Source organism: Spongiactinospora gelatinilytica (assembly GCF_003236385.1).
In the GTDB taxonomy this organism is placed as follows: Bacteria; Actinomycetota; Actinomycetes; order Streptosporangiales; family Streptosporangiaceae; genus Spongiactinospora; species Spongiactinospora gelatinilytica.
This window is the reverse complement of record NZ_POUA01000024.1, coordinates 1-25942: the sequence shown is the minus strand read 5'-3', so window position 1 is coordinate 25942 and position 25942 is coordinate 1. Positions and strand designations below refer to the sequence as shown.

Sequence of the window (25942 nt, the reverse complement as noted above, 5' to 3'; positions counted from 1 at the left end):
GCTTCGCCCGGCGTAATCAGTTGCGCTCTTGTGCTCGGCGTTTCCCGTGTGCTGTGGTGGTGACCCGCAGCACGGCTTCACGGCGTCAGTCCACGTGCGGGTATCGGCCGTTCAGATAGTCATCGAGTTGTCGCCACTGGGTCGGGTGGATGTCCAGGTCCTTCAAATCCTCCGGAGCGAACCAGCGGGCATCGCTGGCTTCGCCGTCCGCCCCGGGAATACCGGAGATCGGACGGGCGAGCAACATCACCTCGTACTCCTGGCGGACCTCACCATCCGAATAGGCGACGATATGACCTGGATCGGAGTAGACGCCGAGAAGACCGACCGGCTCGACCAGGACGCCCGTCTCCTCCTCCGTCTCCCGGACGGCGCACTGTGAGGGGGTCTCCCCGATCTCCATCTTCCCCATCGGCAGCGCCCACTGCCCCGTGTCCCTCCGGCGCTGCAACAGAATCCGCCCCTGATCATCAACGGCCACCGTTCCACAGGCGGGCACGAGGCTGTTGGCCTGCGGCGCATGCTCGTCGTTCCAGTATTCGACTCGTCCCACCAGGGCTCCTGCACCTCGTTGCCCGACCACGGCATGGCCAGGAACCATACCCGCTCGAACGACGCCAGATCATGATCGCTGATTGTCCCGCACGCCGATGCCCGCTATGCCCTCTGTCTGGCGTTTCGTGAGGCTATGGCCGCGCCTACGGTGAGACCGTGGCCATAGCATGCTTGTGCCCCTACCGGGAACGGCAGGGGCACGGTCAAGTGATCGAATACAACGACAATGGGCTATGGAGCCGGGGTTTCGCCGCGCGCAACTGCACCTGTGAACGCTCGCCAGTCCTCAGTGGTGAAGATCAAGACGGGACCGTCAGGGTTCTTGCTGTCGCGTACCGCAACGTGCTGGTGGAGCGTGGCAACCTCAACGCACGCTCCATTCTGCTGCGAGCGGCTGCTCTTACGCCACACTGCATTCGACAGGTCAATTCGGGTCATCGCCACCTCCTGTCACTTGTCGGTCAAAGCTCTGCGAGCTGCAATAAGCATAGCGTTTGAGTCATCTGGACTGAGTGCGACGGCTCTGAGGTGGTCAAAGGCCGTGGTGAAGTGGCGGACCTCGTCGGGCTTGTCTACTGATAGTGATCCACCGATGGTCTCTGTGTAGACAACGTCGATCTCGCCGGGCTCTGCGAAGCCCAGGACGATGAAACTTCCGATCGTGCCGGGATGTGCTCCTACCGTGTAGGGGACGACCTGGATGGTGGTTCGCCCTTCCGCGGCAGCGGCGATGAGATGGTCAAGCTGAGCGCCCATGACCTCGGGCCCACCGACGAGGCGATGTAGTACGGCCTCGTCGATGATCGCCCAGAACTGAGGGCGATCTTCTTTGGCGAGCACCTGCTGTCGCGTGAGGCGAACTTCAAGCCGCCGCTGGATCTCGTCGGGGCCGAGTTCGAGCGGGCCGCCACGGATCAGGGCGCGAGCGTAGTCTTCTGTCTGGAGCAGACCTGGAACAACGGCCAGCTCGAACGTACGGATGCTGGCCGCTTCTTGCTCCAGCCCGATCAAGAACTCGTACCGGCTCGGCAGTACGTCCCGGTAGGAGTACCACCAGCCACGTTTCCGCGAGTCCTTGGCGAGCTGGATGAGCGCTTGTATCTGCTCCTCGTCCTTGAGGCCGTAGACCGTTGCGAGTACTCGTACGTCGTTGGGGTGCGGTGCCGTGCGGCCGGACTCGATGCGGAACACCTTGGTGTGGTGCCAGTCGGCGCGGCTTGCCACCTCCTCTTGAGTCAGGCCCGCGAGGTCGCGCAGACGCTTCAGCTCGGCGGTGAGCTGGCGACGGCGTACTGGATTGTTTCCAGCGGGCATGCGCAACTCCCTTCCCTATCTATGCTGCAGGGCTTCAATCTAGAGCCCTGCACGATGCAGCCCTGCATAAAGGAGCCTGTATGTGCCGATATGAGCATGCCAGCTCGCGGCGGCAGCAGGGGCCAGATCGGAGGTGCCCGTGACGACGTTCCTGGGGATGGTGCGGCTTCCTGCTGCGGCCTCGTCGGTTCCGGTGTCACGGGCGTTCGTCCGGGCCGTGCTCACTGTGCATGGCTACGACGGCGATGAGTACTCGGTGGTGCTGGTCATCAGTGAGCTGATGACCAATGCCGTGATCCATGGCGCGCGGTCGGGGCGTGCGGGTGATCGGGTCGAACTTCATCTCACGCAGATCGAGGGCGGTACCGCGTTCCCGGTCTCCCGGCCTGGTGGCCGGATGCGGACACTGAGCCGGGCGACTGGGTGGATGAGTGGCTTGCCTTCAATCGTCTTCGCCGGGCCCAGGGGCGGCGGGAGCGGCGGATGGGACTTTGGGGCGGGGCCTTGGAGCGGTACAGCTAGAACTTCCTGCGCCGCGGTGGCGTGAAAATCGTCACGGCATGTCCGGTGAGGTGCCCATTTTCGTGATCACCAGGTCGATGTACTCGGGTGATCGGGTTGTGGAGGTGGCCGGCCCGATCGTCATTCCAGGGGATCGGGCGGTCCGGTTCGATGAGCTTCGGCTGGATCGCTGACCTCTCCAGGCGTACTCCCTCTAACTACGACTCCGGTTGCCGACCTGTCTGACTGGAGCTTGAGGGAAGTGTGTTCGGTGGCGCCAGCGTCGGGCGGAGCCCGACATGAGGAAGAGCGGTCCGAGCGTCAGCGAGGGCCATTGTGTCCCGCCGGAGGCGGGGGGCGGCGTTCTGGGGTTGGCGGCATGCCCGGCAAGCGCCGCCCGCCGTTACGGCGCTATTGCTCTGGCTCGTCCTCATTTTCGGGGAGCGGGCGGACGGTGGCCGTGTACTCGATATAGCCCTTGCTGTCGCAGTACGTGCAGCTTTCCACCACGACAGCGGTCTGGATCGTGCCCTTCAGCGCCACCGCCCGCGGTACCTCGCGTGTGCCTGAACCACCGCACATGCCGCAGAAGTGGCGTTGCGTGATCTCTCTCACCGCGTTGCCCCCGCTCCCTCGACCCCTTCGTCCAGGTCGATTATCACTCGTCGATTTCGATGAGCCGGCGCGCGATGGCCGGGGAGCGTAGGAGGTGGTTCGCGCCCGGCTTCATCCCCGCTCATGGACATCGGTGACCCCCTGATCCGGTGCCTGACACGGTACCGCTCCCAGGGTGCGGGCGAGGGGTGAACCCTGATGGGGCTGGCCCTACCCCCGAGGGGAAAACGGCAGGTCACAGGTGCTTTGCGGCAAGTGCCCCGGTATGGCTGTCCCTATCTCCCCCGGGATGCCTTAAGGGAGGGGTCAGGGCCGGGTCTGGGGCGATCTCCGATACCCCGTTACGCCCCTTCCCGCCAGCCTTGTGAGCCATGGGGATTGAAGTACAAATCCGGACGAAGGGATTGGTCGTCGCCGGGTTCGCGGCGGTGGTCACGGGGGCCGTCGCGATGCTCGGGCTGCATTTGACCGCCGGGCTGGACCCGATGCACGGGTTGATCAGTGAGTACGCCTTCGCGCCCGCCGGCTGGTTGCTGGGCGTGTCGCTCACCTGCTTCGCGGCGGGGGCCGCGTTGTTCGCGATGGCGATGGTCCGGTCCGCCGGGTCCAGGCGGGTGGCGTTGCTGGTCGCGGCGTGGGGGGCCTGCATGATGCTGGTGGGAGCCTTCCCCACCGACCGGCCGGGGGTGCCGTTGTCGATGTCGGGGGGCATCCACAGGTACGCCGCGCTGGTGGCGTTCCTGGCCATGCCGCTGGCGGGGCTGATCCTGGCCCGGCTGGTGACCAGGGACCGCTGGGCGACGGCCATGCGGGTGCTCTGCGGGATCGCGCTGGTCTGCCTGGTCGCCGTGGTCGTGCCGTACGCGCTGCGGTTCGTGGGCATTCCGGTGAGCAACGATGACATTCCGGCGGGCCTGACGCAGCGGCTGGTCGTGGTGACCGAGCTGGGCGTACTGGTACTGCTCGGCCGTAGCCTGCTGCTGCGCTGCCGGGACAAGGCCGCCGCGGTACGGCGGGGCGCGGTGGGCGAGCGGGCCGCCGACAAGGCCTCGGCCCTCGCGGCTTGAGACCAACGCATGGCTAATGGGACAGGTGTCCAAGTGTCCGGGCGCTCAGTTCCTCGCAGAGGGACCACACCCGGTCGCGTACCCGCACGTCGAGCACGCTGGACGGCCACGGCCTGCGCCGGCCGTCCTGCCCGAAGTACGCGCCGGTGACCCCCTCAAGGGCCGGGTCCGTGGCCATCCGGATGCCGGAGCGTGCGGGCTTGGTGAGGTCCGCCATGAAGATCGGGGCGAGCGGCTTCACCAGCGGGGCGATCGGGCGGTACACGTATGGGAAGCTCCGTACCCGCATCGCCCGGTTCATCGGCGTGGACCCGTGCCCGGGGTAGACCACCTTGACCGTCACCCCGGTGCCGCCCACCAGCTCGGCGAACCGGTGGCTCATCGCCATCTGGATGGTCTTGGTGTGGTTGTAGTGGCTGAACGTCCACCCGAGCAGCCGCCGCTCCGCTTGCAGGTTGGCCAGGTCGATCGGCCCGGCGGGGATGCCGGTGATGAGTACGGTCTTCTCGCTGAGATCCATGCTCTGAATGTGACACCGAGTGCCACACATGTCAACCGGTGTAGGGTGACGGGCGTGACAGGACTACGCGAGCGGACCAAGGCGGCGGTGCGGGCCGAGGTGACCGAGGCGGCGATGCGGCTGTTCGCCGAACGCGGGTACGACGAGACCACGGTCGACGACATCGCCCGCGCGGCCGGCATGTCCAAACGCAGCTTCTTCCGCTACTTCCCGGTCAAGGAGGACGTCGTCCTCGGCCGCGTGGATCTCATGGGGGAGCGGATCGTGGACGAGATCGCCGCCCGGCCCGAAGGCGAGGACGTGTGGGACACCCTGCACGCCGTGCTGCGCGGCTGGGAGCAGCGGATCGACGCCGAACGGCAGGCGCTCGACGGCCTGCGGTTGATCGAGGCCACCCCGGCGCTGCGCGCCCGGTTCACGCAGAAACGCGAGGAGACCCGCGTGCTGATCACGCGTGCGCTGCTGGCCCGGCCGGGCCACGGTCTCGACACGTTCACCGTGGACCTGGTCACGGCGGCGGCGGGCGCGGCCCTCGACGGCGTGTCCCGCGCCTGGGCCGACGCGGACGGCCAGGCCGACCGCCTGGCCCTGGTCGACCGCGCGTTCGCCCTCCTGCGCCCCGCCTGCCTGCCCCCTCCCCACTGACCTGCCCGGGAGCCCCGGCTCCTGCGCCCCACCCGACTGACCTGCATACCGCCGCCCGGTGTTCACCCGGCGTTCAACGAGGGAAGGCAGGCTTGCGGTTCTCGACAGGGATGGAGGGCGGGTGAACGGAGAACTCGCGCGGCGGCTCGGCACTGGTGACGCCGTCGTCGTGGGGCTCGCGGCGATGATCGGCGCGGGTGTGTTCAGCGCCTTCGCGCCCGCCGCCGGCGCGGCCGGTTCGTGGCTCCCGCTGTCGCTCGCCATCGCCGCCCTGGCCGCGTACTGCAACGCGGTCTCCTCCGCCCGGCTGGCCGCGCGCTACCCCGAGTCCGGCGGCACCTACGTCTACGGGCGTCGGCGGCTCGGCGACCTGTGGGGCTACCTGGCCGGATGGGGGTTCATCACCGGCAAGACGGCCTCCTGCGCCGCCATGGCGCTGACGTTCGGCATCTACCTCGCGCCCGAGTACGGCCGGTGGGCGGCGGTCGCCGCCGTGGCGGGGCTCACCGCGCTCAACCTGTTCGGTGTGCACAAGTCCGCCCTGGCCGCCCGGATCATCGTGGCCGCCGTGCTGCTGGTGCTCGCCTCCGTCGTGCTGGTGGGCGCGAGCGGGGCGGTCGCGCTGCCGGTCTTCCAGGACGCGCCCTCCTGGGGCGTCCTCCAGGGAGCCGGGCTGCTGTTCTTCGCCTTCGCCGGATATGCCCGGATCGCCACGCTCGGCGAGGAGGTACGCGACCCGGCGACCACCATCCCCCGGGCCATCCCGATCGCCCTCGGCATCACGCTCGTCGTCTACGCGGCCGTGGCGGGGACCGCGCTCGCCGTACTCGGACCCGCGGGGCTCGCGGCCTCGCCCGCGCCGCTCGCCGACGCCGCCACGGCGGCCGGGGCCGGGTGGCTCGCGCCGGTCGTCCGCGTGGGCGCGGCGGTGTCGGCGCTGGGGGCACTGCTCGCGCTCATCCTCGGCGTGTCACGGACCGTGCTCGCGATGGCCCGCGACCGGCACCTGCCGGTGGGCCTGGCGGCGGTCGAACCGGTCAGGCAGGTGCCGCGCCGGGCCGAACTCGCGGTCGGCGTGGCCGTGATCGCCCTGGTGCTGGTGGCCGACCTGCGCGAGGCGATCGGGTTCTCGTCGTTCGGGGTGCTGGTCTACTACGCCATCGCCAACGCCTCGGCCCTCACGCTGTCGCGCGAGGAGGGCGCGCCGCCCAAGGTCGTGCCGGCGGCGGGGGTGGTGCTGTGCCTGGTACTGGCGTTCACGCTCCCGCTCACATCGGTGATCGCGGGAGTCGCGCTCTTCTGCGTGGGCGGCGCGCTCTGGGCGGTACGGCGAGGCCGCCCCGGCCGGTAGCCGAGGCTTGCCGGGCCCGCCCCGGGGCAGGCGTTCGCCATGGTGAATTTCCTGAAACTCCTGCTCGCCCGCCGCATGATCCGCACCCCGCTCGGCCTGGCCGCCCTCGCGGCAGGCTGGCTGCTCGGCCGTCGCCGCAGGCAGCGCCGCCGGCAGCAGGCCGATCCTTCCCGTAGGCCGCAGAACACCCCGGAACACCCCACCGCCCTCTGGTAGGCCGGCCCGCGCCGACACACGTCCTTATGCGCCCTTAACCTCTATACCTCTAAAGTACTAGATACCTAGATAAATGGAGGTAGGGTGATCGAGTTCCATCTGGACGCCCGGTCCGGGGTCTCGCCGTACCTGCAACTGGTCCATCAGGTACGGCACGCGCTGCGGCTCGGCCTGCTGCGCGAGGGGGACCGGCTTCCCACCGTCAAGGACGTGGTGGCGCGGCTGGCGATCAACCCCAACACCGTGCTCAAGGCCTACCGCGAACTCGAGCACGAGGGACTGGTGGCCGCCCGGCCCGGGGTCGGGACGTTCGTGACGCGCACGCTGGCCAACGCCTCGCTGGCCGCGCACGAGCCGCTGCGCCGCGAGCTGCGCCGCTGGCTGGCCAAGGCGCGGCTCGCGGGCCTGGACGACGAGAGCATCGAGGCCCTGTTCTCGACCACCTTCCGGAGCGCGGCGGAGGAGGACATAGCGTGACGCCGATATTGCAGAGCCAGGAACTCGGCAAGAAGTACGGCAGGCGATGGGCGCTGCGCGACTGCACCCTTGAGATCCCCGCCGGGCGGGTGGTCGGGCTGGTGGGCCCCAACGGGGCGGGCAAGAGCACGTTCCTCAAGCTGGCGGCCGGTCAGCTCGCGCCGACCTCGGGCGGCATCACCGTGCTCGGCGGCCGTCCGGCGGACGGCCCGGCGCAACTGGCCAAGATCGGGTTCGTCGCCCAGGACACCCCGGTCTACCCGAGGCTGACCGTCGCCGACCACCTGCGGCTCGGGGCCGGGCTCAACCCGGGCTGGGACGCCGGCCTCGCCAGGCAGCGGATCGAACGGCTCGGACTGGACCCCGCGCAGCGCGCGGGCGGCCTGTCCGGCGGGCAGCGCGCCCAGCTCGCCCTCACCATGGGCCTGGCCAAACGTCCCCGGCTGCTGCTCCTGGACGAGCCGGTCGCCTCGCTCGACCCGCTCGCCCGCCGCGAGTTCCTCCAGGGCCTGATGGAGGCCGTCGTGGAGTACGAACTCAGCGTCGTGCTCTCCTCCCACCTGCTGTCGGACCTGGAACGCGCCTGCGACCACCTGATCGTGCTGACCGGCTCGCGCGTGCGGGTGGCGGGCGAGGTCGAGCGGCTGCTCGCGACCCACCACCGGCTCAGCGGCCCGCGCCGCGAGCCCGGCCGCCTGCCCGCCGACCAGCACGTCATCACCGCCCGCCACGCCGACCGGCAGAGCACCGTCATCGTCCGGGCCGACGGCCCGATCCTCGATCCGAGCTGGTCGGTCAGCCACCTCACCTTGGAGGATCTCGTCCTGGCCTACATGGACCGGCAGGCAGATCAGCACACGGACGAGCCCGCCCGCGCGATCACCCTGGAGGGGCGGCGATGATCTGGCTCACCTGGCGGCAGTTGCGCGGCGGGGCCGCGATGGTGTCCGGGGCGCTCGTCGTACTGGCCGCCGCCCTGGCGCTGACCGGCCCGGGGCTGGCCGCAGGCTACGCCGAAGGCATCACCGGCTGCCTGCGCGACGGCGACTGCACGCGCTTCTTCGACCGGTTCTTCGACGAGTACCAGACCCCGTTCCTGGGCGTCACGGTGATCGTGCTGGTCCTGCCCGCGGTGACGGGGCTGTTCTGGGGCGCGCCGCTGATCACCCACGAGCTGGAGGCCGGCACCCACCTGCTGGTGTGGAACCAGACCATCACCCGCACCCGCTGGCTGGCAGTCAAACTGGGGATCACCGGCCTGGCCGCGATGGCCGCCGCCGGGATCGCCAGCCTGGCGGTGACGTGGTGGTCCGGCCCGCTGGACAGATCCGCCGAGCCGGGGTTCACGATGATGGACCCGCTGGTGTTCGGCGCGCGCGGGATCGCGCCCGTGGGGTACGCGGCGTTCGCCTTCATCCTGGGCGTGACCGTGGGCATCCTGGTCCGCCGCACGCTGCCCGCGATGGCCCTCACGCTGGTCGTATTCGCGGCGATCCAGATCGCCATGCCGTCCCTGGTCCGGCCGCACCTGATGCCCCCGGTCCGCTCGGTCGTCGAACTCGGCCCGGTCAACATCGACCAGTTCCTCGTCCCCGACGACGGCTCGCCCAGGATGCTCCTGGAATCGGCCGTTCCCGGGCAGACCGGGGCCTGGGTCCTGTCCAGCCGCCTGCTCGACCCCGCCGGGCGGCCGATCGACGACGGCACCGGTGAGGCCGCCCTGCCGATCTCGGTGGCGTCGGGAGCGTGCGCCCGTCAGGAAGGGGCCGGGAGCCCGAAGGGGCACATGGAGACGTGCGTCGCCGAGATCAACCGGCTGGGCTACCGGCAGGCGGCGACCTATCACCCGTTCGAGCGGTTCTGGGCCTTCCAGTGGATCGAGACCGGCGTGTACGCGTTGCTCACGCTCGCCCTGACAGGTCTTTGCCTCCGCTGGGTCCGCAGGCGGCTGTCATGAGCGGCAAAGGCGTCGCGGCCGGGCTCGCGCTGCTGTTCCTGCTGACCGCCTGCACCGGGCAGACGCCGCCGCGCGCCGAGGCCGTCCGGGCGACCGAGGCGGGCACGTCCGCCTGCGCGCACCCGCCGCGGGGCACCGATCCGGGGCCGCAGACGCCGGTCACGATCGACGTCGTCGAACAGGCGTACCTCTGCATCCTCGCCTACCACTACAGTGGGGCCACCCTGGACGCCCGGTCGCTGCTGCTCGCCGGATTCGCCGCCTTCACCCAGGAGCTCAACCGCGCCGGGCACGACCTGCCCGAGGCCACCATGCCCGCGCTGGGCGGTGACCGCGCGGCCGACTGGGCGGCGTTCGAGGCGGCCTACCGGCGGGTCACCGGCCGGCTGCCGGACGACGGTGAACTGCGCGAGAAGCTGGCCGCCGCCACCCTGCGGGCCGTCGTGGCCGCCCTCGGCGACAACCACGCCCGGTGGGCGCCGGGCCGCCGCCCTCCGCCCGGCTACTACGACGGCGACCAGTACGGCCTGGGCCTTCGGACCAGCCTCCGTGCCCAGGTCGGCGAGAACCCGGGTGTCGCGCTGCCCCCGCTGTTCGTGACCGCCGTGCTGGGCGGGGCGGCCGAGAAGGCGGGGCTGCGGCCTGGCGACGTCATCGCGTCGATCGACGGATCGGCCCCCTTCATCGGCGGCCAGGTCACCTCCGCCGCCATCGCCGCGCTCTATCCGCAGTACCCGCAGGCCGATCCGGTCCGCCTCCAGGTGCGGCGCGAGGGCTCCAGCCGGACGGTGACGCTGAAGCCCGGCCTGTTCCAGCCCGACCCCGACGCCGTGCGGCCGGTGACCGCCAAGGTCCTGGACGACGACGTCGCGTACGTGCGGCTGGGCGGTTTCGGGCCCGACGCCGCCGACCGGGTGCTCAAGGAGATCGCCCGGCTGCGCGCCGGACGTACGCTGACCGGCCTCGTGCTGGACCTGCGCGGCAACGGCGGCGGCAGCCCCAATGAGGTGAACCGGCTGCTGGGCGGGTTCGCGCACGGCGAGGTCACCGCCTACCTGTGCCGGGTGGACGGCACGTGCGACACCATGCGGACCGATGACACCGTTCCGCTGGTCGGCCTGCCGCTGGTCGTGCTCATCGACCGAGGCTGCGCCTCGGCGTGCGAGCACTTCGGCTCCGTCGTGAAGGACCTGCGCCTCGGCACACTGGTCGGCACCCGTACGGCGGGCGCGATGCCCGGCCCCGCCGAGCCGTACCTGCTCGGCAACAACACCGTCCTGACCCTCCCGAGCCGGCGCCACCTGGCGCCCGGCCGCGAGGTGATCGACCGGATCGGCGTCGCGCCGCACCACCATGTGCCGCCGGCCGCGAAGGACGCCGCCGCCGGACGCGATGCCGCCCTGGCCAAGGCGCTGACCCTGCTGCGCGGCTGACCACCCTGAAGCATCACCGAAAGGCGGACCGTTCGATGAGGCATGCCATCAGATCGAGGCCGATGCCGCGCGGCATGCTCGCCGTGGGAGTCATGGTGCTCGCGGCGGCCTGTGCCGCGCCCGCCCCGCCCAGGACCGTCGCCGCGACCTCCAGCCCCTCGCCCACCGGCCCTCCCGTACTGCCCGCACCGGCGGGCCCGCACCGGGTGGGCAGCACGACGCTCCACCTGAAGGACGCCTCCCGCCCCGACCCCTGGGTGCCCGAGGTCAAGGCCAGGGAGCTGATGGTCACCCTGTGGTACCCGACGGAGGCTCGGACGGGGAAGCCGGCCCCCTACATGAGCGCGCGGGAGTCGGAGCTGACGCTGAAGGGCAAGCGGATCACCGGCGTGCCGTACGACCTGCTGAGCAGGACCCGCACCAACGCGTTCGCCGGGGCGGAGCCGGCCGGGCGCGCGCTGCCGCTGGTCGTGCTCTCCCCGGGGTTCACCATGCCGCGCGGCACGCTCACCGCTCTGGCCGAGGGGCTGGCCGCCGCCGGGTACGTCGTGGCGGGCATCGACCACACCCACGAGAACCACGCGACGACCTTCCCGGACGGACGGGTCGCCGAGTGCGTCGCGTGCGACAGCGACACCGACCCCGGGTTCGGTACGAAGGTGGTCGGGGTCCGGGCGGCCGACGTCTCCTTCGTGCTGGACCGGCTGACCGGGCCGGGCGCACGGTGGCAGGGCTTGATCGACCGGACGAAGATCGCGATGGTCGGCCAGTCGATCGGCGGGGCGAGCGCGGTGGCGGCCATGCTGGCGGACCGCCGGGTACGTGCGGGCGTGGACATGGACGGCACGACGTACGCGCGGATCCCGAAGAAGGACGGCCTGGCCAGGCCACTGCTGTTCCTGGGGTCGGCGGGGCACCGGCCCGGTGGCCGGGACGGCTCCTGGGAGCGGGACTGGAAGCTGCTGACCGGCTGGAAGCGCTGGCTGGTGCTGCCCGGCGCGGATCACCAGTCCTTCACCGACGTGCCGCTGTTCGGGGACGCCCTCGGCGCCCGCGCTCCCGGCGGAACGCCCGCCGCCCGCTCGGTGGAGATCACCCGCACGTACGTCCGGGCCTTCCTCGACCGGCACCTGCGCGGCGAGCCGCAGCCGCTGCTGGACGAACCGTCGCCACGGTACCCCGAGGTCGAGCACTGCGCCCTGAAGGGGTGCGCCTAGCCGTTATCCTCGGCTTTTCGCGCGAGGGAGGATGATGTGATCACCCATATCAGCGTCGCCGTCATGTACGTGACCGATCAGCAGCGCTCGGTCGACTTCTACGTCGGCAAGCTCGGCTTCACCAAGACCATGGACGCCGAGAAGTGGCCCGGCGCGCGCTGGGTGGAGGTCACCCCGCCCGGCGGGCAGACCTCGATCACCCTGCACAGTGCCGCGGCCTTCGGCAAGAGCCCGGGGGAGGGGGCCTATCTGACCTTCGCCTGTGACGACATCGACGCCACCGTGACCCAGTTGCGGGCCGGACGGTGTCATCGTTACGCACAGGAGATCGGGTAATGGCGCGTTCTGCTCAATGGCCGAGTAAATCGGTTGCCGTCGCGGGCCCCGGGTCGTTAGTAGTCGGTGCATGGCAGATGTGCGGGTGTCCGACGGGGTGGTCACGCTGTCGCCGTTGTGTCTCGATGACCTGGAGGCGCACCTGGCCGGGGAGGACGAGGAGCTGGTGCGGTGGCTCAACGGGGGGCCGGGCACACGGGAGGGCGCCGAGGTCTACATCCGCGAGTGCACGCGCAACTGGACGGCCGGCGGGCCGTTGCTCGCCTTCGGCGTTCATTTGGAGGCCGAAGGCGCGCTGGCGGGCACGATCGACCTGCGGTTCGAGGCGAAGGCCCGCGGCCGGGTGAGCCTCGCCTACGGGCTCTACCCGGCCTTCCGGGGCCGCGGCATCGCGACCCGTTCGGTCCACCTGGCCTGCGGCTACGCCGCCGCGCGCGGCGCGGGGCTGGCGGAGATCAAGGTCGAGCCGGCCAACACCGCGTCCGTCGCGGTCGCCAGGCGGTCCGGCTTCGCCTTCACCGGGCGCACCAAGGACGAGGACGGCACCGAACTCGACCGGTACGCCCGCGACCTGTGAGCCCCGGATCGGTCAGGCGACCCGCACGTCCGAGGCCGGGGCCGTACGCCCGGCGACCGTCGCCATCGCGGCCATCCCCAGCACCGCCACCGCCGCGAAGAACCAGAACCCCCACGGGTAGGCGACGCCCGCCGTCACCAGCATGCCGGTGACGAACGGCCCGAGGATGGAACCGAGCCGCCCCACCGCCGAGGTGAGCCCGAGCGCGGTGCCCCTGGCCGCCGCGGGGAAGTAGTGGGCCACATAGCCGAAGATGAGCACCTGGGCGGAGAACACGAACACCCCGGTCAGCAGCACCAGCACGTTGAGCAGCGGTTCGCTGTCCACCCGCAGGCTCAGCGCGGCCAGCAGCAGCGCGGCGGCGGCGAACCAGATCACCGCGACGCGCTTGATGCCGAACCGGTCGGCGACCGCCCCGGCGACCAGCAGCCCGGCGATGGCCCCCACGTTGAGCACCAGCAGCAGCGAGATCGAGGTGGCCAACGGGTAACCGGCGGTGGCCATGAGCTGCGGCAGCCAGGTGTTGAGCCCGTAGACCAGCAGCAGCCCCATGAACGAGCCCGCCCACACGGTGAGGATGGTCCGCCGGAACCGCGGTCCGAGCAGGTCGCGCGGCCGTACCCGGTCCCGCTCGGGGGCCTGCCGGGCGGCCAGGAAGGCGGCCGACTCCGGCAGCCGCAGCCACATGACCGGCACCACCAGCAGGCCGACGATCCCGCCGCCGTAGAAGAGCACCCGCCAGTCGCCGGCCACCGCCAGCGCCAGCAGCGAGGTGAGCACCGCGCCGACGTGGTAACCGGTCATGGTGACGGTGTTGGCGCTGGCCCGGCGCCGCTCCGGCAGGCTCTCCGACATCATGGTCAGCGCGACCGGCATGCACGCGCCCAGGCCCAGCCCGGCGGCGAACCGCAGCACGCCGAAGACGGCGACGTTCGGCGACAGCGGGATGGCCAGGGTGAACAGCGAGAACAGCAGCACCGACCAGATCAGCATGCCGCGCCGGCCGAACCGGTCGGTGAGCGGGCCGATGCAGGCCGCGCCGATGCCCACGCCGACCAGCGACACGGTGGCCACCGCGGTCGCCCCGGCCGGGGTGAAGCCCAGCTCATGGGTGCGCAGCAGCGTGGGGATCGCCGCGCCGAGCGCGACCAGGTCATAGCCTTCGATCAGGACGGTCAGCCAGCACAGGGCCGCGGTCCAGGCCGGGCGTTGGGGGGATGTGGTCAAGGCCGTACTCCTTCGGTCTCGCGGGGCCGTGGGGGGTGCTCGGGCGACCTACCGGCCCTGTGGTCGCCCGGGGCTCGTCACTCCGGGGTGGTGAGGTGGGTGTCGACCTGGATCAGCCGGGGGCCGTCGGCCGGCCCCTTGAGCCTGGCGCGCAGGTCGGGCAGGTCGGCGGCGGTGGCGGCCGGCACGCCGTACCCCTCGGCGATGCGGGTGAAGTCCAGGCCGGGGATGTCGGTGCCCGGCACGTCGGGGGTGCCCAGCAGGTCGCCGAACCACCGCAGCGCGCCGTAGCTGCCGTTGCGCAGGATCACGAACGTGACCGGCACCCGGTAGTGGGCGGCGGTCCACAGCGCGGTGATGCCGTAGTTCGCCGAGCCGTCGCCGATCACGGCGACCACCGGCCGTTGCGGGCGGCCCATCGCCATGCCCACCGCGGCGGGCAGGCCGAAGCCGAGCCCGCCGGCCGCGGGGAAGAAGTAGGAACTCTCCTCGCGCAGGTCCGCCTGCCGCCACCAGGCGGCGTTCGTGGAGGTGGACTCCACCACGTACGTGGTGCCTGGGGCCTGCGCTTCGCGCAGCGCGGCGAACACCTGCTCGGGGTGCAGGTCCCGGGGCGCGGGCGCGGGCTCCTCGTTGGGCGCGAACCGCGGTCCCTGCCCGGTGGGCCGCCCGGCGACCCGGCCGAGCAGCGCTTCGATCACCGTTCCGGGGTCGGCGACCAGCGAGCGTCCCATCGGGGCGCGGGCGGCGGCCTCGGCGTCGTCGGTGACCTGCACGAGGGTCGCGCCCTCCGGGAGGTACGGCCCCGGGACGTGCTGGTGGTAGCGGAAGACCGGGGCGCCCAGCACCAGGATCAGGTCGTGCCCGGCGAGCCGGTCCGACAGCGCGCCGATCCCGGCCGGGAGCACGCCGCGGAACAGCCGGTGCCGGTTGGGGAACGGCAGGCGGAACGGCGAGGGCGCCACCCACACCGGCAGCTCCAGGTGCTCGGCCAGGGCGACCGCGCGGGTGAACAGACCGGCGGTGTCGATGTCGCCGCCGAGCACCAGGACCGGGTTCGCGGCCTCGGCGACCTCGGTGGCGAGGGCGGCCAGGTCGGCTTCGGCGGGGGTGAGCGCCCGCCGTACGTCGCGGTCGAGGGTGACCAGCGCGTTGCCGCCGAGTTCGGCGTCCCAGTCGTCGTAGGGGACCGACAGGTAGGTGGGGCGGCGGCGCAGTTCGGCCTCGAACACCGCCTGTGCCAGCGACCTCGGCACGTCGGCGGCGCAGGCGGGCTCGCCCGCCCAGCCGACCAGCGGGCGCATCAGCTGGGTGGCCTCGACGTTGGCGAGCATCGCCTCCGGGCCGATCGCCTGCCGTACCTGCTGGCCGGCGGTCAGCACCAGCGGCGAGCGGGAGTACACGGCGTTGGTGAGCGCGCCCATCGCGTTGCCCGAGCCGGCGGCGGCGTGCAGGTTGACCAGTACCGGGCGGCCGGTGGCCTGGGCGTATCCGTCGGCCATGCCCACCACGGCGCCCTCGTGCAGCCCCAGCACGTATCTGAACGAACCGGGCAGCTCGGCCAGGAACGGAAGTTCGTTGGAGCCGGGATTGCCGAAGATCGTGGTCATCCCACGGCGTTCCAGGAACTCGTGGACGATCTGGCGGGCGGTTGGCATCGGACGAAACCCTCCTCGGAGCTGTGACACAGGCCACCTTGTGACACAGACACTAGGAAGGCGGTGGGGTCGTGTTCCAATAGATGTTCCGGCGAGGTGTTATAGACAGGATCGATAATGCGTGATTTCGACCTCAACCTCGTTCGCACGTTCGTGCTGCTGTACGAGACCCGCAGCGTCACCGCGACCGCCGAGTCGATGCACGTCACCCAGCCGACGATCAGCTACGGGCTGCAGAAGCTGCGCAGGAGGTTCGGCGACGAGCTGTTCCGCAGGAGCAGCGGCGGGCTCGTGCCGACCACCACCGCGAGGCAGCTCTACGAGCCGCTGCACGCCGCGCTCTCCGGCATCGAGACGGCGGTCAGCGGGGCCCGCACGTTCGACCCGGCCGCGCACACCACGTTCACGCTGTGCCTGTCCGACCTGGGGGAGGTCTCCCTGCTGCCCAGGCTCATGGCGGCGCTGCCGCGCCGGGCGCCGGGGGTCACCCTGCGGGTCCGGCCGCTCGACGTGGTGAACGCGCCCGACCAGGTCGGCCGGGGCGAGATCGACGCCTTCATCGCCTCGCCGCTGATCGGCTCCCGGCGGGTGACCCGCATCCCGCTGTTCACCGAGGACTACGTGGGCATGGTCTGCGCCGGCCACCCGCGGCTGCGCGGCGATCGGGTCTCGGCGGCCGAGCTGGCGGCCGAACGGCACGTCACGGTCTTCGGGCCGACCGGGCACGAGGGGCCGCGCCGGGCCCTGACCGAGCAGGGGCTGCTGCACCGGGTGGCGCTGGAGGTGACCAGGTTCGCCGCCCTGCCGTACCTGGTACGGCAGAGCGACCTGGTGGCGATGGTCCCGCGCAACGTGGCCGAGGTGTTCGCGGCCGAGCATCGGGTGCGGCTGCTGGAGCTGCCCCTGGAGATCGAGCCGGTGCACGTGTCGGTGTACGCCCGCCACTCCCACGCGCGCAGCCCCGCCCAGCACTGGCTGGTCGCCTTCATGCGCGACGTCCTGGGCGACGGGTCCGCCGTCACGGACAGGTGAGGTCGCGGTCCGGCAGCGGCCCGCCCGCCAGGTAGTCGTTCACCGCGCGGTCGGCGCAGGCCACCGGCGGCAGTCCCACCGCGCCGCGCCCGTAGACGCCGTGCGCCCTGATGTCGGCGCTCACCAGCGCAGGTGATCGGCGTGCTGTCGCCGAGGAAGCGGGGGGCGAAGCCGATCAGGTCGTACCGGTCGGCGACGCCCTTGGGCGCGGGCCGCAGGTCCAGGGCGTACGCCGGCCCGGTGCCGCCGGGACCACCCGGATCGGCCAGCAGGATCCCGCGCCGGGGCCCCTTGGTTTTGATACGCGAGACCGCGATCTCGATCATCGGCTCGCCGGGATCGGCGTAGTCCAGTGGCACCCGGACCCGCCCGCACCGCCGCGCCCCGGCCTCCCGCAACTCCTTGTGCGCCGGCGGGCACGCTCCCCACCGCACGCTCTGCCGTCCATAGCCCGACAGCAGATCCCGGCCAGAGGCCGCGACCGCCGGCGTACTCCCCGCCAGCAGCACGAGCCCCAGCCCGATCGCCGAGACGATCCGCATCTTCTCCCCCTGGTTCGATGACGACCCAGCCGAGGCTAGAAGCGAAGGGCACGCCCGATCATCGGCCGGACGGCCGGCATCGCCCGGCCATCCGGCCGAGTGGCCATAGCCGGCGGGGGGTCAGCGGGGGATCTCGGAACCGTCACGACGACGCTTGACCGTGACACCCGTGCGAACGTGCGGCCGCTCGCGAACGGTGAGGGCGGGGCGGGATGCCAGGACGGCCGCGGTCGCGGCCAGTACCAGGCAGGTCGCGGCCACAGCGGCGATCAGGCCCCACGGCACGACCAACGGGACGTGCCTGCCGATCAGGTCGCCGTAGCCGGAGCGGAGGCCGAGCAGCGCCGGGATGGCGACCACCAGGCCGAGGCCGGTGCCCAAGATCACCGCCAGTGCCGACTCGGCGGCCACCGTGCCGAGCACCTGCCGGCTCGTGGCCCCCGACAGGCGCAGCACCCGCAGGTCCCGCAGCCGGCCGCCCGCCGCCATCATCAGCGTGTTGGCCACGGCCACCGCCGCGTACGCCGTGGACACCGCCACCAGCAGCAGCGTGAACGTCCACACCAGCCGGTCCTCGTCGGCGTCCGCCTGCGCGGCGTACGTGTCGAGGTCCGCCGGTCGCGCGCCCATGCCGGGCGGCACGGGCGTCGCCCGCGCGACGTACGCCACGTCCGCCAGGGCGGCCTTGTCGTGCGCTCTGACCGTGTCGCGCGCCAGCAGTACGTCGGCCCCGACGCCCTCGGCCACCCCCTCGACCCGCAGCGTACCCGGCGTGCCGTCCTCGAACGCCACCCGCAGCGCCGAACCGGCCCGCAGGCCGCGCTCCTTCGCCAGCCACGGCGAGACGAACACCCGGTCGCCGCCCAACGCCGCCGGCGAACCCGACACCGCCCGCACCTCACCGGCCCGCTCCAGCAGCGCGGGCGTCGCCCCGATCGCGCTCAGCGCCTCACCGTTCGCCTCGTACAGCGCGCTGAACAGCGCGGACTCCCCGCCGGAGGCCGCCGCCGCCGCGTCCGACAGTCCGGGCACGCCGTCCGGCATGATCACCGCTTCGGTCCTGATCGTGGTGGTCCGCGCCGCGGCGAACGACGCCGCCGTGGTCTGCACCATGCCGGTGATCAGCACCGCGAATCCGACCGTGACCAGCACCGGCGTGGCCGTGGACGCGGTACGCCGGATCGCGGTCAGCGCGCTCTCGCGTACCAGCATCCCCAGCGCGCCGCGCCCCCGGTTCAGCGGCCAGGTCAGCGCCCTGGCCACGAACGGCACCACGGCCGGGGCGAGCAGCGCCACCCCGACGATCATCGCCATCGCCGCGTACAGGCCGCTGGTCACCAGCCCTTCCGGCCCCGCCACGGCCGCGCCGAACGCCGCCGCGACGCCCAGGGCGCAGAATCCGGCACCGGCGATCCACCGGCCGCGCGGCATCGGGCGGTCGTCCACCGCCGCCTCGCGCAGCGCTTCCAGCGGGCGCACCCGCGCCGCCCGCCGCGCCGCCGACCACACCCCGAGCAGCGCCACCAGCACACCGACCGCGAACGCCCCCGCCAGCGGCGGCGCGGACACCCGCACCTCGAACCCGACCGGCTCGAACCCGGCGGCGACCAGCAGCTCGCCCAGCGACGGTCCGAGTACCGCGCCGAGCGCCACCCCGCACGCCGCCGCCACGCCGCCGACCACCAGCGCCTCGCCGTACACCATCCGGCGCACCTGCCGGGGCGTCGCGCCCACCGCGCGCAGCAGCCCGAACTCACGCCGCCGCTGCGCCACCCCGAACGCGAACGTCGAGGCCACCACGAAGACCGACACGAACGCCGACAGCACGGTCATCCCGGTGAGCACCTGCATGCCGATCCAGCGGGTCCGCTCGTCGTCGCGGGATTCGAGCGCGCCGCGCGCCTCGCCCGTGTAAACCCGCCCCTGCGCGCCCGCCGCCGCCCGCACGGCCGAGGCGACCGCCGCGACGTCCGCGCCGGGCTCGGTGACCACCCCGATCACCCGCACGCCCTCGGCCAGCGCCGCCGCGTCGGCGTCGCTCAGGTAGACGCCCGGCCCGTCCACCGTGCCCGACACCCGGAAGGTCTCCGGCCCGCGCACGGTGAGCACGGTGGCCTCGGTACCGGCCGCCAGGCCGAGCGCGCGGCTCACCGCGACCTCCCCGCGCCCCGGCGCCGCGCCGGACACCAGCCGGTAGGCGCCCAGCGCCGCCGTGGACCAGGCGTGCCCGTCCCGCGCCGAAGCCGGCCCGGCACCTCCGGACCCGCAGACAACAGCGCGAGCCCGGTCATCGACACCATCGCCGCGCCGAGAAGGAGCGCGACGAACCCGCCCGTGAAAGCCGTCCACCGCTCCCGCACGGACGCCACGCTCAGCGTCTTCAGCACGAGGCCACCGCCTCGAGGTTCGCCATCCGCGCCGCCACCGCCTCGGCCGTGACACCGGTGGTGAACTCGTCCACCAACCGCCCGTCGGCCAGGAAGAGCACCCGGTCGGCGTAGGAGGCGGTCACCGGGTCGTGCGTCACCATGATCACCGTCTGCGCCTGGTTGTCCACCAGGTCGCGCAGCATGCCCAGCACCTGCCTGGAGGTCTTGGTGTCCAACTGCCCGGTCGGCTCGTCGGCGAACAGCACCGCCGGCCTGGTGATCAAGGCCCGGGCGATCGCCACCCGCTGCTGCTCCCCGCCGGAAAGCCCGCTCGGCCGGTGCCCCGCCCGTTCGGCCAGCCCGACCTCGGCCAGCGCGGCCCGTGCCTCCGCCGGGGCGATCGGCCGCCCGGCCAGCTTCAGCGGCAGCGCCACGTTCTGCTCGGCGGTCAGCGCCGACACCAGGTTGAACGCCTGGAACACGAACCCCACCCGCTCACGCCGCAGCAGGGTCAGCCCGGTCTCGTCGAGTTCCCCCAGATCGGTCCCGTCGATGACGACCTTCCCCTCAGTGGGGCGGTCCAGGCCCGCCGCGCAGTGCAGCAACGTGGACTTGCCCGACCCCGACGGCCCCATCACCGCCGTCAGCGTGCCCGGGTGGAAGGACGCGGTCACGCCGTCGAGCGCTCTCACGGTCCGGTCGGCGGTGCCGTACAGCCTGCGTACCGACCACAGCCGGACGGTCTCTTTGACATCCATGCGGCCAAGCCAACCGGCCACGCCGCGCCGGCACATTGGCGCTGGAACGAGGATCGGGGCTATACCCAGCACTACTGCCGCACCCGGCACGGTCGGCTACCGTCGAGTGCGTGCCACCCCGTACCTCCCTTTCCGCGCTGACCCGCAGGCCGTCGGCCTTCCTGCGGTCGTCGTGGCCGTGGCGGTCGCTGGCCTACCTGCTGGTCAGCGGGGTCTTCGCGGTGGTCGTTACGGGCGTGATCATGATCGCGTACCGGTTCGGCGTCCCGCTCGCCTGCGGCGCGGCGGTGCTGGCCGTGGCCCTGCTCGGCCTCCCGGCGGCCCGGCTGGAACGGCGGCGGCTGCGGCTGGTCGATCTCGCCCCCGCCGCCGACCCGCGCCGGGAGCCGCCCCGGCGCGGCCCGCGCGCCTGGTTCGCCACCCGGCTGCGCGACCCGGCGACCTGGCGCGATCTCGGCTTCACCATGCTGGCGCTGCTCGCGCTGTGGTGGATCGACCTCGGCTTCGTCGGGCTCGCCACCTGGGTGCCGCTGCTGCTGATGTCCGCGCCGCTCCAGCCGAGCGGCGAGGCCCCCACGAGTTACCTGGTGGCCCTCGGCGGGCTGCTGATGATCCCGCTGTCGGCGTACCCGATCGCCGCGTGGGCGGGCGCGCGGGCGCTGATGACCCGCGCGGTCCTCGCCCCCGGCGACGCCGAGGTCATCCGCTCCCGCGCCAGGCTCGTGGACGCCTTCGAGGCCGAACGCCGCAGGATCGAACGCGACCTGCACGACGGCGCCCAGCAACGACTGGTCGCGCTCAGCATGCGGCTCGGCCTGGCCCGGCTGGACCTGCCGCCGGGCTCGCCGGCCGAAGCCCAGGTCGCCGAGGCCCACGAGGAGGCCAAACGCGCCCTCGCCGAGCTGCGCGAACTGATCCGCGGCGTCCATCCCAAGGTCCTCACCGACCGCGGGCTGCGCGCCGCCGTACTCGACGTGGCCGGACGCTCGCCCGTCCCCGTGGACGTCGATGTGGACCTTCCCGGCCGGCTGCCGCCCCTGGCCGAGGTCACCGCCTACTACGTCGTCTCCGAGGCCATGGCCAACCTCGCCAAGCACAGCGGGGCCCGGCGCGGCCTGGTCCACGGCCGGCTGCGCGACGGCGCCCTGACCATGGAGATCTGCGACGACGGCGTGGGCGGGGCCGACCCCGAGGCCGGGTCCGGCCTCGCCGGGCTGGCCGACCGCGTCGCGGTGGCCGACGGCGTCATGACCCTGTCCAGCCCGCGCGGCGGGCCGACCTCACTGCGCGTGGAGATTCCGTGCCCGGGCTGCGAATAGTTCTCGCCGAAGACGCCGTACTGCTGCGCGAGGGCCTGGTCGGGCTGCTCGACCGGTTCGGCCACCAGGTCGTCGCCTCGATCGGCGACGCCGAGGCGCTCATCACCGCCGTACGCGAACACGAGCCCGACATCGTGGTGGCCGACGTCCGCATGCCGCCCGGCTACTCCGACGAGGGTCTGCGCGCCGCCCTCGCGCTGCGTGCCGAACGGCCCGGCCTCGCCGTGCTCGTGCTCAGCCAGTACGTCGAGCAGACCTACGCCGCCGAACTCCTCGACGGCGGCGGCAGCGGCGGCATCGGCTACCTGCTGAAAGACCGCGTCGGCGACGTCTCGGAGTTCGCCGGGGCGGTGGAACGGGTCGCCGCCGGCCACACCGTCGTCGATCCCGAGGTGGTCAGGCAACTGCTCGGCCGCCGCCGCGACCCGCTGGCCCGGCTCACCCCCCGCGAACGCGAAGTGCTCGGCCTGGTCGCCGAAGGACGCTCCAACGCCGCCATCGCCCGCACCCTCGTGGTCACCGAGGCGGCCGTCTCCAAGCACATCGCGGGCATCCTGGCCAAACTCGACCTGCCCCCGGCCGCGGACGACCACCGCCGGGTGCTCGCCGTGCTCGCGTACCTGCGTGGTTAGTCGGCGAACCCGCGGTAGACCGGGCGCAGGATGTCCAGCAGCGGAATGTGCCGCACCCGCACCTGCGGCGGCTCCAGCGCGCGCAGCAGGATGTCGGGCGACGCCGTCGTGGCCGGGCGGGGGCGCAGCCGGCCCAGCGGCACCGCCGGGGAGTAGAAGTCGCCCAATCGCTCGGCCAGCGGTTCGTCCGGCACGTGCAGCGGATCGGCGGCCTCCTCCTCCGCCTGCCCGCGCAGCGCGCCCAGCAGGTCATCGCGCGCCCGGCCGCGCCAGGCCAGCACCAGGAACGGATCGTCGTCGAACGCCTCGGCCAGCAGGTACAGCACCGCCGACAGATGTTTGCACGGAATCCCCCAGTCCGGGCAGGAGCACTCCATCTCCAGCTCGTTCGGGAACAGCCGCAGGTCGAGGGAGTCGAAGACCTCCTCGATCTCCGCCGGCATCTCCCCGGCCAGCAGCTTGGCCCGGTACAGCGCCTGCCCGGCGAGGGCCCGCTCGACGTCGGCCCACATCGCCTCGTCGTACGCCTCGATCTCCACCACCACGTCGTACGGCTCCGGCCGCGACCCCTGCACGCTCGCCCGCACCTCGCCCGGCAGCAGGTCCAGCGAGATCACCTGGCCCTTGCGGGCATAGGACCGGCCACGGGTCAGCCGCCCCGGATCGCAGATGTCCTCCAGAATGTCGATGAACCGGCGCGACCACCACTGCGCGCCGATCGACCCGCGCTTGCTGCGCGCCCGGATGCCGCCCTCCACCCGGATCGGCGCGGTCGCCTCGTACCACCCCTCGGGCCCCATCGGCACCTCAGCTCACCGCCTCGGGACCCAGCGCGAACAGCTCGCGCAACTGATCGGTGGACAGCTCCGAGATCCACTCCTCGCCGGTGCCCACCACCCGCTCGGCCAGCGCCTTCTTCCGCTCGATCATCTCGTCGATCCGCTCCTCCAGGGTGCCCGCGCACACGAACTTGCGCACCTGGACGTTCTTCGTCTGCCCGATCCGGAAGGCCCGGTCGGTGGCCTGGTCCTCAACCGCCGGATTCCACCAGCGGTCCACATGGATGACATGACTGGCCGCCGTGAGGTTCAGGCCGGTGCCCGCCGCCTTCAGCGACAGCAGGAACAGCATCGGCTCCTCGTCGGTCTGGAACCGCTCCACCAGCTCGTCGCGCTTCTTCTTGGGCAGCCCGCCGTGCAGCCACAGCACCGGGCGGTCCAGGTGCGCCGCGAGGTACGGCTGGAGCAGCGACCCCCACTCGGCGTACTGGGTGAACACCAGCGCCTTGTCACCCTCCTCGACGATCTCCGCGGCCAGCTCCTCCAGCCGGGCCAGCTTCCCCGACCGCCCGGCCAGCCGCGAGCCGTCCTTCAGCAGGTGCGCCGGATGGTTGCAGACCTGCTTGAGCCGGGTCATCGTGGCCAGCACGTTGCCGCGCCGCTCGATGCCCTCGCTCTGGTCGATCTTCGCCATCATGTCGCCGAGCACCGCCTGGTACAGGCTGGCCTGCTCGGGCGTCAGCGTGCACCAGACCCTCATCTCCTGCTTGTCCGGCAGGTCGGTGATGATCGTCCGGTCGGTCTTCAGCCGTCTGAGCACGAACGGGGAGGTCGCCCGCTTCAGCGCCCTGGCCGCGTCCTCGTCGTTGCGCGCCTCGATCGGCTCCTGATAACGCTGCTTGAACCGCCGCGCCGGGCCGAGCAGCCCGGGGTTGCAGAACTCCATGATCGACCACAACTCCGCCAGGTGGTTCTCCACCGGCGTGCCGGTCAGCGCCAGCCGCGTCCTGGCCGGCAGCGAACGTACGGCCTGCGCCTGCCGCGCCGCGCTGTTCTTGATCGCCTGCGCCTCGTCACAGACCACCCGCCCCCACGCGAAGGCCCGCAACGCCTCAAGGTCCCGCCACGCCGTCCCGTACGTCGTGATCACCAAATCCGCCCCCGCCACCGCCTCGTCCAGCTCCTCCGCCCGCTTCCTGCTCCCCCCGTGATGCACGTACACCCGCAACGACGGCGCGAACCGCCCGGCCTCCTTGTGCCAGTTCGTCACCACCGACATCGGACACACCAACAACGTCGGCGCCACGGCTCCTTCGGCCCGCTCGTTGAGCAGGAGCGACAGGGTCTGCGCGGTGTTGTGGCAGAGCATGCCGCCCGCCACGAAGTTGTGCTCGCCCGCCACCTCGAAGTCGTAGACGTGGCCCTCATAGTCGATCTCCTCGACCGAGACGACGCGCGCGTAGAACACCTCCTGTGAGGCACGGCGGGCCAGTTCGTCGCGGATCGCCGACAGGGCCGGGCGGTCCAGGGGCGCGTAGGCGGCGCACACCGCCTCGGTCCACTTGGTACGGGGCCGTGCTCGGTAGCCGCGTTCCGATTCGCCGGACAGCATGCCGTCCATGGCGGCGACGGTCGCGGTGGCGGGGGACAATTCCTGAGAGCCGGAGAAATAGACGGTTCCGACGCCGAAGTGCCGTTGCGGGAGGCCGGTGAGCGAGTACGCGGCCGACAGCAGATCGGAACCGGGAACGCCCTCGACGTTGCTGTAGGCGGGCTTCGCGCAGAGCGCGTCGAGTTTGGCCTGCTTGACGGGGTCGGCGAAACCGATGAGGTCGCGGAACGCGCGCAGCGCCGGCCCGCCGATGACGCCTATGCGGTAGGGGTGCCTGATGCCGGTGCCGTTGGTGGCGTGCTTCATCTTCTCGGTGCTGTGGAGCCAGATGCCGAAACGGCGCAGCAGTGTGGCGAGCTGCGCCATGAGCCAGGGCGACGCGGAACCGATCTCGATCACCCGCATGCCACCGAGCACGCTTCCCTCGGCCGAGAAGTACTCCCGCAGGAAGGTACGGACCGTTAGGTCGTCGGCCGACATGATCAGGTCGGGGATCCGCTTTCCGGCGGACCGCTGTCCCCACCGGTAACCGTGTCGAGCGAGGAACCTCGCGTAGTCCGCGCTGCACATCCGCAACACGTGGACGTTTCTGTCGCGGCGCACAGTGGGCGTGTTGACCGCCAAGCCGAAGCGCTCGCCGACGGCGTACACGCGATCGTGCAGCGATCGCAGGACTGCGGGGTCCTTCTGATAGATGCGCAGGTCGCCGGTCCGAGACTCGTGCCCCTCGGCGATCTGCCAGGCCAGCAGCACGGTGAGGTCGGGGTCTGCGGGGCCGCCCGTCCAGTTCAGACGCCTCGGTACGCAGATCCGGTCGCCCGGCGCGATGTCGTTGGTCCAGCCGCCGAGGCCGAGGAGGCGGTGCCGTGCGGTGATCGTGAGTTCGCTGCCGTCGTCCAGCCGGACACGCCGGAGCCGTTCACGGACGTGCTGCCGGTACAGCCGGGTGATCGCCGCGGTGGCCATCCGGCCCGAGGCGTCGACGCAGTTGGTGATCAGCGGCGCTTTGGGAACCGCCCATTCGCCCTCTCCGTCGAAGGTCGTCGGGCCGCTGAACCGCGCCCAGACACGCTCCGCCTCGACCAGTGTGCCGTTCACGAAGACCGGAGAGTCGGGGGCGATGCACTTACCCAGGCCCATGTCGTCCGCGAGGATGCCGCCGAGGCCGAGGGTGGAGAGGAAGGAGAGCCAGGACAGGCCGCGTTCCTGGTAGGGGCGGAGGGTGCCGTGGAA

27 protein-coding genes are annotated in these 25942 nt (G+C 71.9%); 15 read left to right on the top strand and 12 right to left on the bottom strand.

Annotated elements, in window-relative coordinates:
- Positions 1 to 85: 85 nt before the first annotated feature.
- The 3 genes from C1I98_RS05335 to C1I98_RS05325 all read right to left on the bottom strand — a co-directional run bounded on the left by C1I98_RS05335 (position 86) and on the right by C1I98_RS05325 (position 1869).
- The gene (locus C1I98_RS05335; protein WP_111165946.1) at positions 86 to 553 is read right to left on the bottom strand and encodes an NUDIX domain-containing protein; all 468 of its coding nucleotides are present in this window, start codon (positions 551 to 553) and stop codon (positions 86 to 88) included.
- Between the two features lie 233 nt (positions 554 to 786).
- Positions 787 to 993, bottom strand: a complete 207-nt coding sequence (locus C1I98_RS05330; RefSeq protein WP_111165945.1) for a DUF397 domain-containing protein — start codon at positions 991 to 993, stop codon at positions 787 to 789.
- Between the two features lie 12 nt (positions 994 to 1005).
- Entirely contained in the window at positions 1006 to 1869 is an 864-nt protein-coding gene (locus C1I98_RS05325) for a helix-turn-helix domain-containing protein (RefSeq protein WP_111165944.1), read from the bottom strand.
- A 139-nt stretch (positions 1870 to 2008) separates the two neighbouring features.
- On the opposite strand from C1I98_RS05325, the gene C1I98_RS05320 reads away from it, so the two are divergent.
- On the top strand, positions 2009 to 2416 hold the full coding sequence (locus tag C1I98_RS05320) for an ATP-binding protein (protein ID WP_111165943.1): 408 nt from the start codon (positions 2009 to 2011) through the stop codon (positions 2414 to 2416).
- A 365-nt stretch (positions 2417 to 2781) separates the two neighbouring features.
- Here C1I98_RS05320 and C1I98_RS40335 read toward each other — a convergent pair whose 3' ends face one another.
- Positions 2782 to 2985 (bottom strand): hypothetical protein, encoded by a 204-nt coding sequence (locus tag C1I98_RS40335; RefSeq protein WP_146607294.1) that lies wholly within the window; start codon positions 2983 to 2985, stop codon positions 2782 to 2784.
- A 371-nt stretch (positions 2986 to 3356) separates the two neighbouring features.
- Here C1I98_RS40335 and C1I98_RS05315 point away from each other — a divergent pair, with 371 nt between their 5' ends.
- Complete coding sequence (locus C1I98_RS05315) at positions 3357 to 4052, top strand: DUF998 domain-containing protein (RefSeq protein WP_111165942.1); 696 nt, start codon at positions 3357 to 3359, stop codon at positions 4050 to 4052.
- A 13-nt stretch (positions 4053 to 4065) separates the two neighbouring features.
- On the opposite strand, the gene C1I98_RS05310 is transcribed toward C1I98_RS05315, so the two are convergent.
- Positions 4066 to 4572 (bottom strand): Rossmann-fold NAD(P)-binding domain-containing protein, encoded by a 507-nt coding sequence (locus tag C1I98_RS05310; RefSeq protein WP_111165941.1) that lies wholly within the window; start codon positions 4570 to 4572, stop codon positions 4066 to 4068.
- Between the two features lie 54 nt (positions 4573 to 4626).
- Here C1I98_RS05310 and C1I98_RS05305 point away from each other — a divergent pair, with 54 nt between their 5' ends.
- From C1I98_RS05305 to C1I98_RS05265, 10 genes are all read left to right on the top strand, one after another.
- A complete protein-coding gene (locus tag C1I98_RS05305) occupies positions 4627 to 5217 on the top strand; it encodes a TetR family transcriptional regulator (RefSeq protein ID WP_199536736.1) in 591 nt (196 codons plus the stop codon).
- A gap of 121 nt (positions 5218 to 5338) precedes the next feature.
- A complete protein-coding gene (locus tag C1I98_RS05300) occupies positions 5339 to 6568 on the top strand; it encodes an APC family permease (RefSeq protein ID WP_267898019.1) in 1230 nt (409 codons plus the stop codon).
- Positions 6569 to 6607: 39 nt separating this feature from the next.
- Complete coding sequence (locus C1I98_RS41190; protein ID WP_158557920.1) at positions 6608 to 6784, top strand: DUF6203 family protein; 177 nt, start codon at positions 6608 to 6610, stop codon at positions 6782 to 6784.
- Positions 6785 to 6868: 84 nt separating this feature from the next.
- A complete protein-coding gene (locus C1I98_RS05295; protein ID WP_111165940.1) occupies positions 6869 to 7261 on the top strand; it encodes a GntR family transcriptional regulator in 393 nt (130 codons plus the stop codon).
- A complete protein-coding gene (locus tag C1I98_RS05290) occupies positions 7258 to 8163 on the top strand; it encodes an ABC transporter ATP-binding protein (RefSeq protein ID WP_111165939.1) in 906 nt (301 codons plus the stop codon). Before C1I98_RS05295 ends, C1I98_RS05290 begins: the two co-directional genes overlap by 4 nt.
- Complete coding sequence (locus tag C1I98_RS05285; protein WP_111165938.1) at positions 8160 to 9218, top strand: ABC-2 membrane transporter-related protein; 1059 nt, start codon at positions 8160 to 8162, stop codon at positions 9216 to 9218. The genes C1I98_RS05290 and C1I98_RS05285 overlap by 4 nt, the downstream gene beginning before the upstream one ends.
- Complete coding sequence (locus tag C1I98_RS05280) at positions 9215 to 10651, top strand: S41 family peptidase (protein ID WP_111165937.1); 1437 nt, start codon at positions 9215 to 9217, stop codon at positions 10649 to 10651. Before C1I98_RS05285 ends, C1I98_RS05280 begins: the two co-directional genes overlap by 4 nt.
- A 35-nt stretch (positions 10652 to 10686) precedes the next feature.
- The gene (locus tag C1I98_RS05275) at positions 10687 to 11868 is read left to right on the top strand and encodes an alpha/beta hydrolase family protein (RefSeq protein ID WP_233507192.1); all 1182 of its coding nucleotides are present in this window, start codon (positions 10687 to 10689) and stop codon (positions 11866 to 11868) included.
- Between the two features lie 36 nt (positions 11869 to 11904).
- Entirely contained in the window at positions 11905 to 12204 is a 300-nt protein-coding gene (locus C1I98_RS05270) for a VOC family protein (RefSeq protein WP_111165935.1), read from the top strand.
- A 70-nt stretch (positions 12205 to 12274) separates the two neighbouring features.
- Positions 12275 to 12781 (top strand): GNAT family N-acetyltransferase, encoded by a 507-nt coding sequence (locus C1I98_RS05265; protein ID WP_111165934.1) that lies wholly within the window; start codon positions 12275 to 12277, stop codon positions 12779 to 12781.
- A gap of 12 nt (positions 12782 to 12793) precedes the next feature.
- Here C1I98_RS05265 and C1I98_RS05260 read toward each other — a convergent pair whose 3' ends face one another.
- On the bottom strand, positions 12794 to 14008 hold the full coding sequence (locus C1I98_RS05260; RefSeq protein ID WP_111165933.1) for an MFS transporter: 1215 nt from the start codon (positions 14006 to 14008) through the stop codon (positions 12794 to 12796).
- A gap of 77 nt (positions 14009 to 14085) precedes the next feature.
- Positions 14086 to 15666 carry a benzoylformate decarboxylase gene (mdlC, locus tag C1I98_RS05255; RefSeq protein WP_111165932.1) on the bottom strand — a complete coding sequence of 527 codons (1581 nt, stop codon included), beginning with the start codon at positions 15664 to 15666 and terminating at the stop codon, positions 14086 to 14088.
- 117 nt (positions 15667 to 15783) lie between these two features.
- Between mdlC and C1I98_RS05250 the strand changes: the two genes are divergently transcribed.
- Positions 15784 to 16698, top strand: a complete 915-nt coding sequence (locus C1I98_RS05250; RefSeq protein ID WP_111165931.1) for a LysR family transcriptional regulator — start codon at positions 15784 to 15786, stop codon at positions 16696 to 16698.
- Here C1I98_RS05250 and C1I98_RS41185 read toward each other — a convergent pair.
- The 3 genes from C1I98_RS41185 to C1I98_RS05235 all read right to left on the bottom strand — a co-directional run bounded on the left by C1I98_RS41185 (position 16685) and on the right by C1I98_RS05235 (position 20367).
- Entirely contained in the window at positions 16685 to 16822 is a 138-nt protein-coding gene (locus C1I98_RS41185) for a hypothetical protein (protein WP_158557919.1), read from the bottom strand. The two genes, C1I98_RS05250 and C1I98_RS41185, sit on opposite strands and share 14 nt — an antisense overlap.
- Before the next feature lie 538 nt (positions 16823 to 17360).
- Positions 17361 to 19391, bottom strand: coding sequence for an ABC transporter permease (locus tag C1I98_RS05245; RefSeq protein ID WP_199536735.1), 2031 nt, complete (start codon positions 19389 to 19391; stop codon positions 17361 to 17363).
- 229 nt (positions 19392 to 19620) lie between these two features.
- Positions 19621 to 20367 carry an ABC transporter ATP-binding protein gene (locus C1I98_RS05235; RefSeq protein ID WP_111165928.1) on the bottom strand — a complete coding sequence of 249 codons (747 nt, stop codon included), beginning with the start codon at positions 20365 to 20367 and terminating at the stop codon, positions 19621 to 19623.
- Positions 20368 to 20477: 110 nt separating this feature from the next.
- Between C1I98_RS05235 and C1I98_RS05230 the strand changes: the two genes are divergently transcribed.
- Positions 20478 to 21686 carry a sensor histidine kinase gene (locus C1I98_RS05230; protein WP_111165927.1) on the top strand — a complete coding sequence of 403 codons (1209 nt, stop codon included), beginning with the start codon at positions 20478 to 20480 and terminating at the stop codon, positions 21684 to 21686.
- Positions 21668 to 22318 carry a response regulator gene (locus tag C1I98_RS05225; RefSeq protein ID WP_111165926.1) on the top strand — a complete coding sequence of 217 codons (651 nt, stop codon included), beginning with the start codon at positions 21668 to 21670 and terminating at the stop codon, positions 22316 to 22318. The genes C1I98_RS05230 and C1I98_RS05225 overlap by 19 nt, the downstream gene beginning before the upstream one ends.
- Here C1I98_RS05225 and C1I98_RS05220 read toward each other — a convergent pair.
- The gene (locus tag C1I98_RS05220; RefSeq protein ID WP_111165960.1) at positions 22315 to 23118 is read right to left on the bottom strand and encodes an SWIM zinc finger family protein; all 804 of its coding nucleotides are present in this window, start codon (positions 23116 to 23118) and stop codon (positions 22315 to 22317) included. The genes C1I98_RS05225 and C1I98_RS05220 overlap by 4 nt on opposite strands.
- 7 nt (positions 23119 to 23125) lie before the next feature.
- A partial coding sequence (locus C1I98_RS05215; protein WP_233507191.1) for an SNF2-related protein occupies positions 23126 to 25942 on the bottom strand: 2817 nt, incomplete at its 5' end.

Excerpts from the sequence above, each read along its gene's own strand:
- C1I98_RS05330 (WP_111165945.1), bottom strand. The coding sequence starts at position 993 with ATGACCCGAATTGACCTGTCGAATGCAGTGTGGCGTAAGAGCAGCCGC.
- C1I98_RS05325 (WP_111165944.1), bottom strand. The coding sequence starts at position 1,869 with ATGCCCGCTGGAAACAATCCAGTACGCCGTCGCCAGCTCACCGCCGAG.
- C1I98_RS05315 (WP_111165942.1), top strand. The coding sequence starts at position 3,357 with ATGGGGATTGAAGTACAAATCCGGACGAAGGGATTGGTCGTCGCCGGG.
- C1I98_RS05310 (WP_111165941.1), bottom strand. The coding sequence starts at position 4,572 with ATGGATCTCAGCGAGAAGACCGTACTCATCACCGGCATCCCCGCCGGG.
- C1I98_RS41190 (WP_158557920.1), top strand. The coding sequence starts at position 6,608 with ATGGTGAATTTCCTGAAACTCCTGCTCGCCCGCCGCATGATCCGCACC.
- C1I98_RS05285 (WP_111165938.1), top strand. The coding sequence starts at position 8,160 with ATGATCTGGCTCACCTGGCGGCAGTTGCGCGGCGGGGCCGCGATGGTG.
- C1I98_RS05280 (WP_111165937.1), top strand. The coding sequence starts at position 9,215 with ATGAGCGGCAAAGGCGTCGCGGCCGGGCTCGCGCTGCTGTTCCTGCTG.
- C1I98_RS05275 (WP_233507192.1), top strand. The coding sequence starts at position 10,687 with ATGAGGCATGCCATCAGATCGAGGCCGATGCCGCGCGGCATGCTCGCC.
- C1I98_RS05265 (WP_111165934.1), top strand. The coding sequence starts at position 12,275 with ATGGCAGATGTGCGGGTGTCCGACGGGGTGGTCACGCTGTCGCCGTTG.
- mdlC (WP_111165932.1), bottom strand. The coding sequence starts at position 15,666 with ATGCCAACCGCCCGCCAGATCGTCCACGAGTTCCTGGAACGCCGTGGG.
- C1I98_RS05250 (WP_111165931.1), top strand. The coding sequence starts at position 15,784 with ATGCGTGATTTCGACCTCAACCTCGTTCGCACGTTCGTGCTGCTGTAC.
- C1I98_RS05235 (WP_111165928.1), bottom strand. The coding sequence starts at position 20,367 with ATGGATGTCAAAGAGACCGTCCGGCTGTGGTCGGTACGCAGGCTGTAC.
- C1I98_RS05220 (WP_111165960.1), bottom strand. The coding sequence starts at position 23,118 with ATGGGGCCCGAGGGGTGGTACGAGGCGACCGCGCCGATCCGGGTGGAG.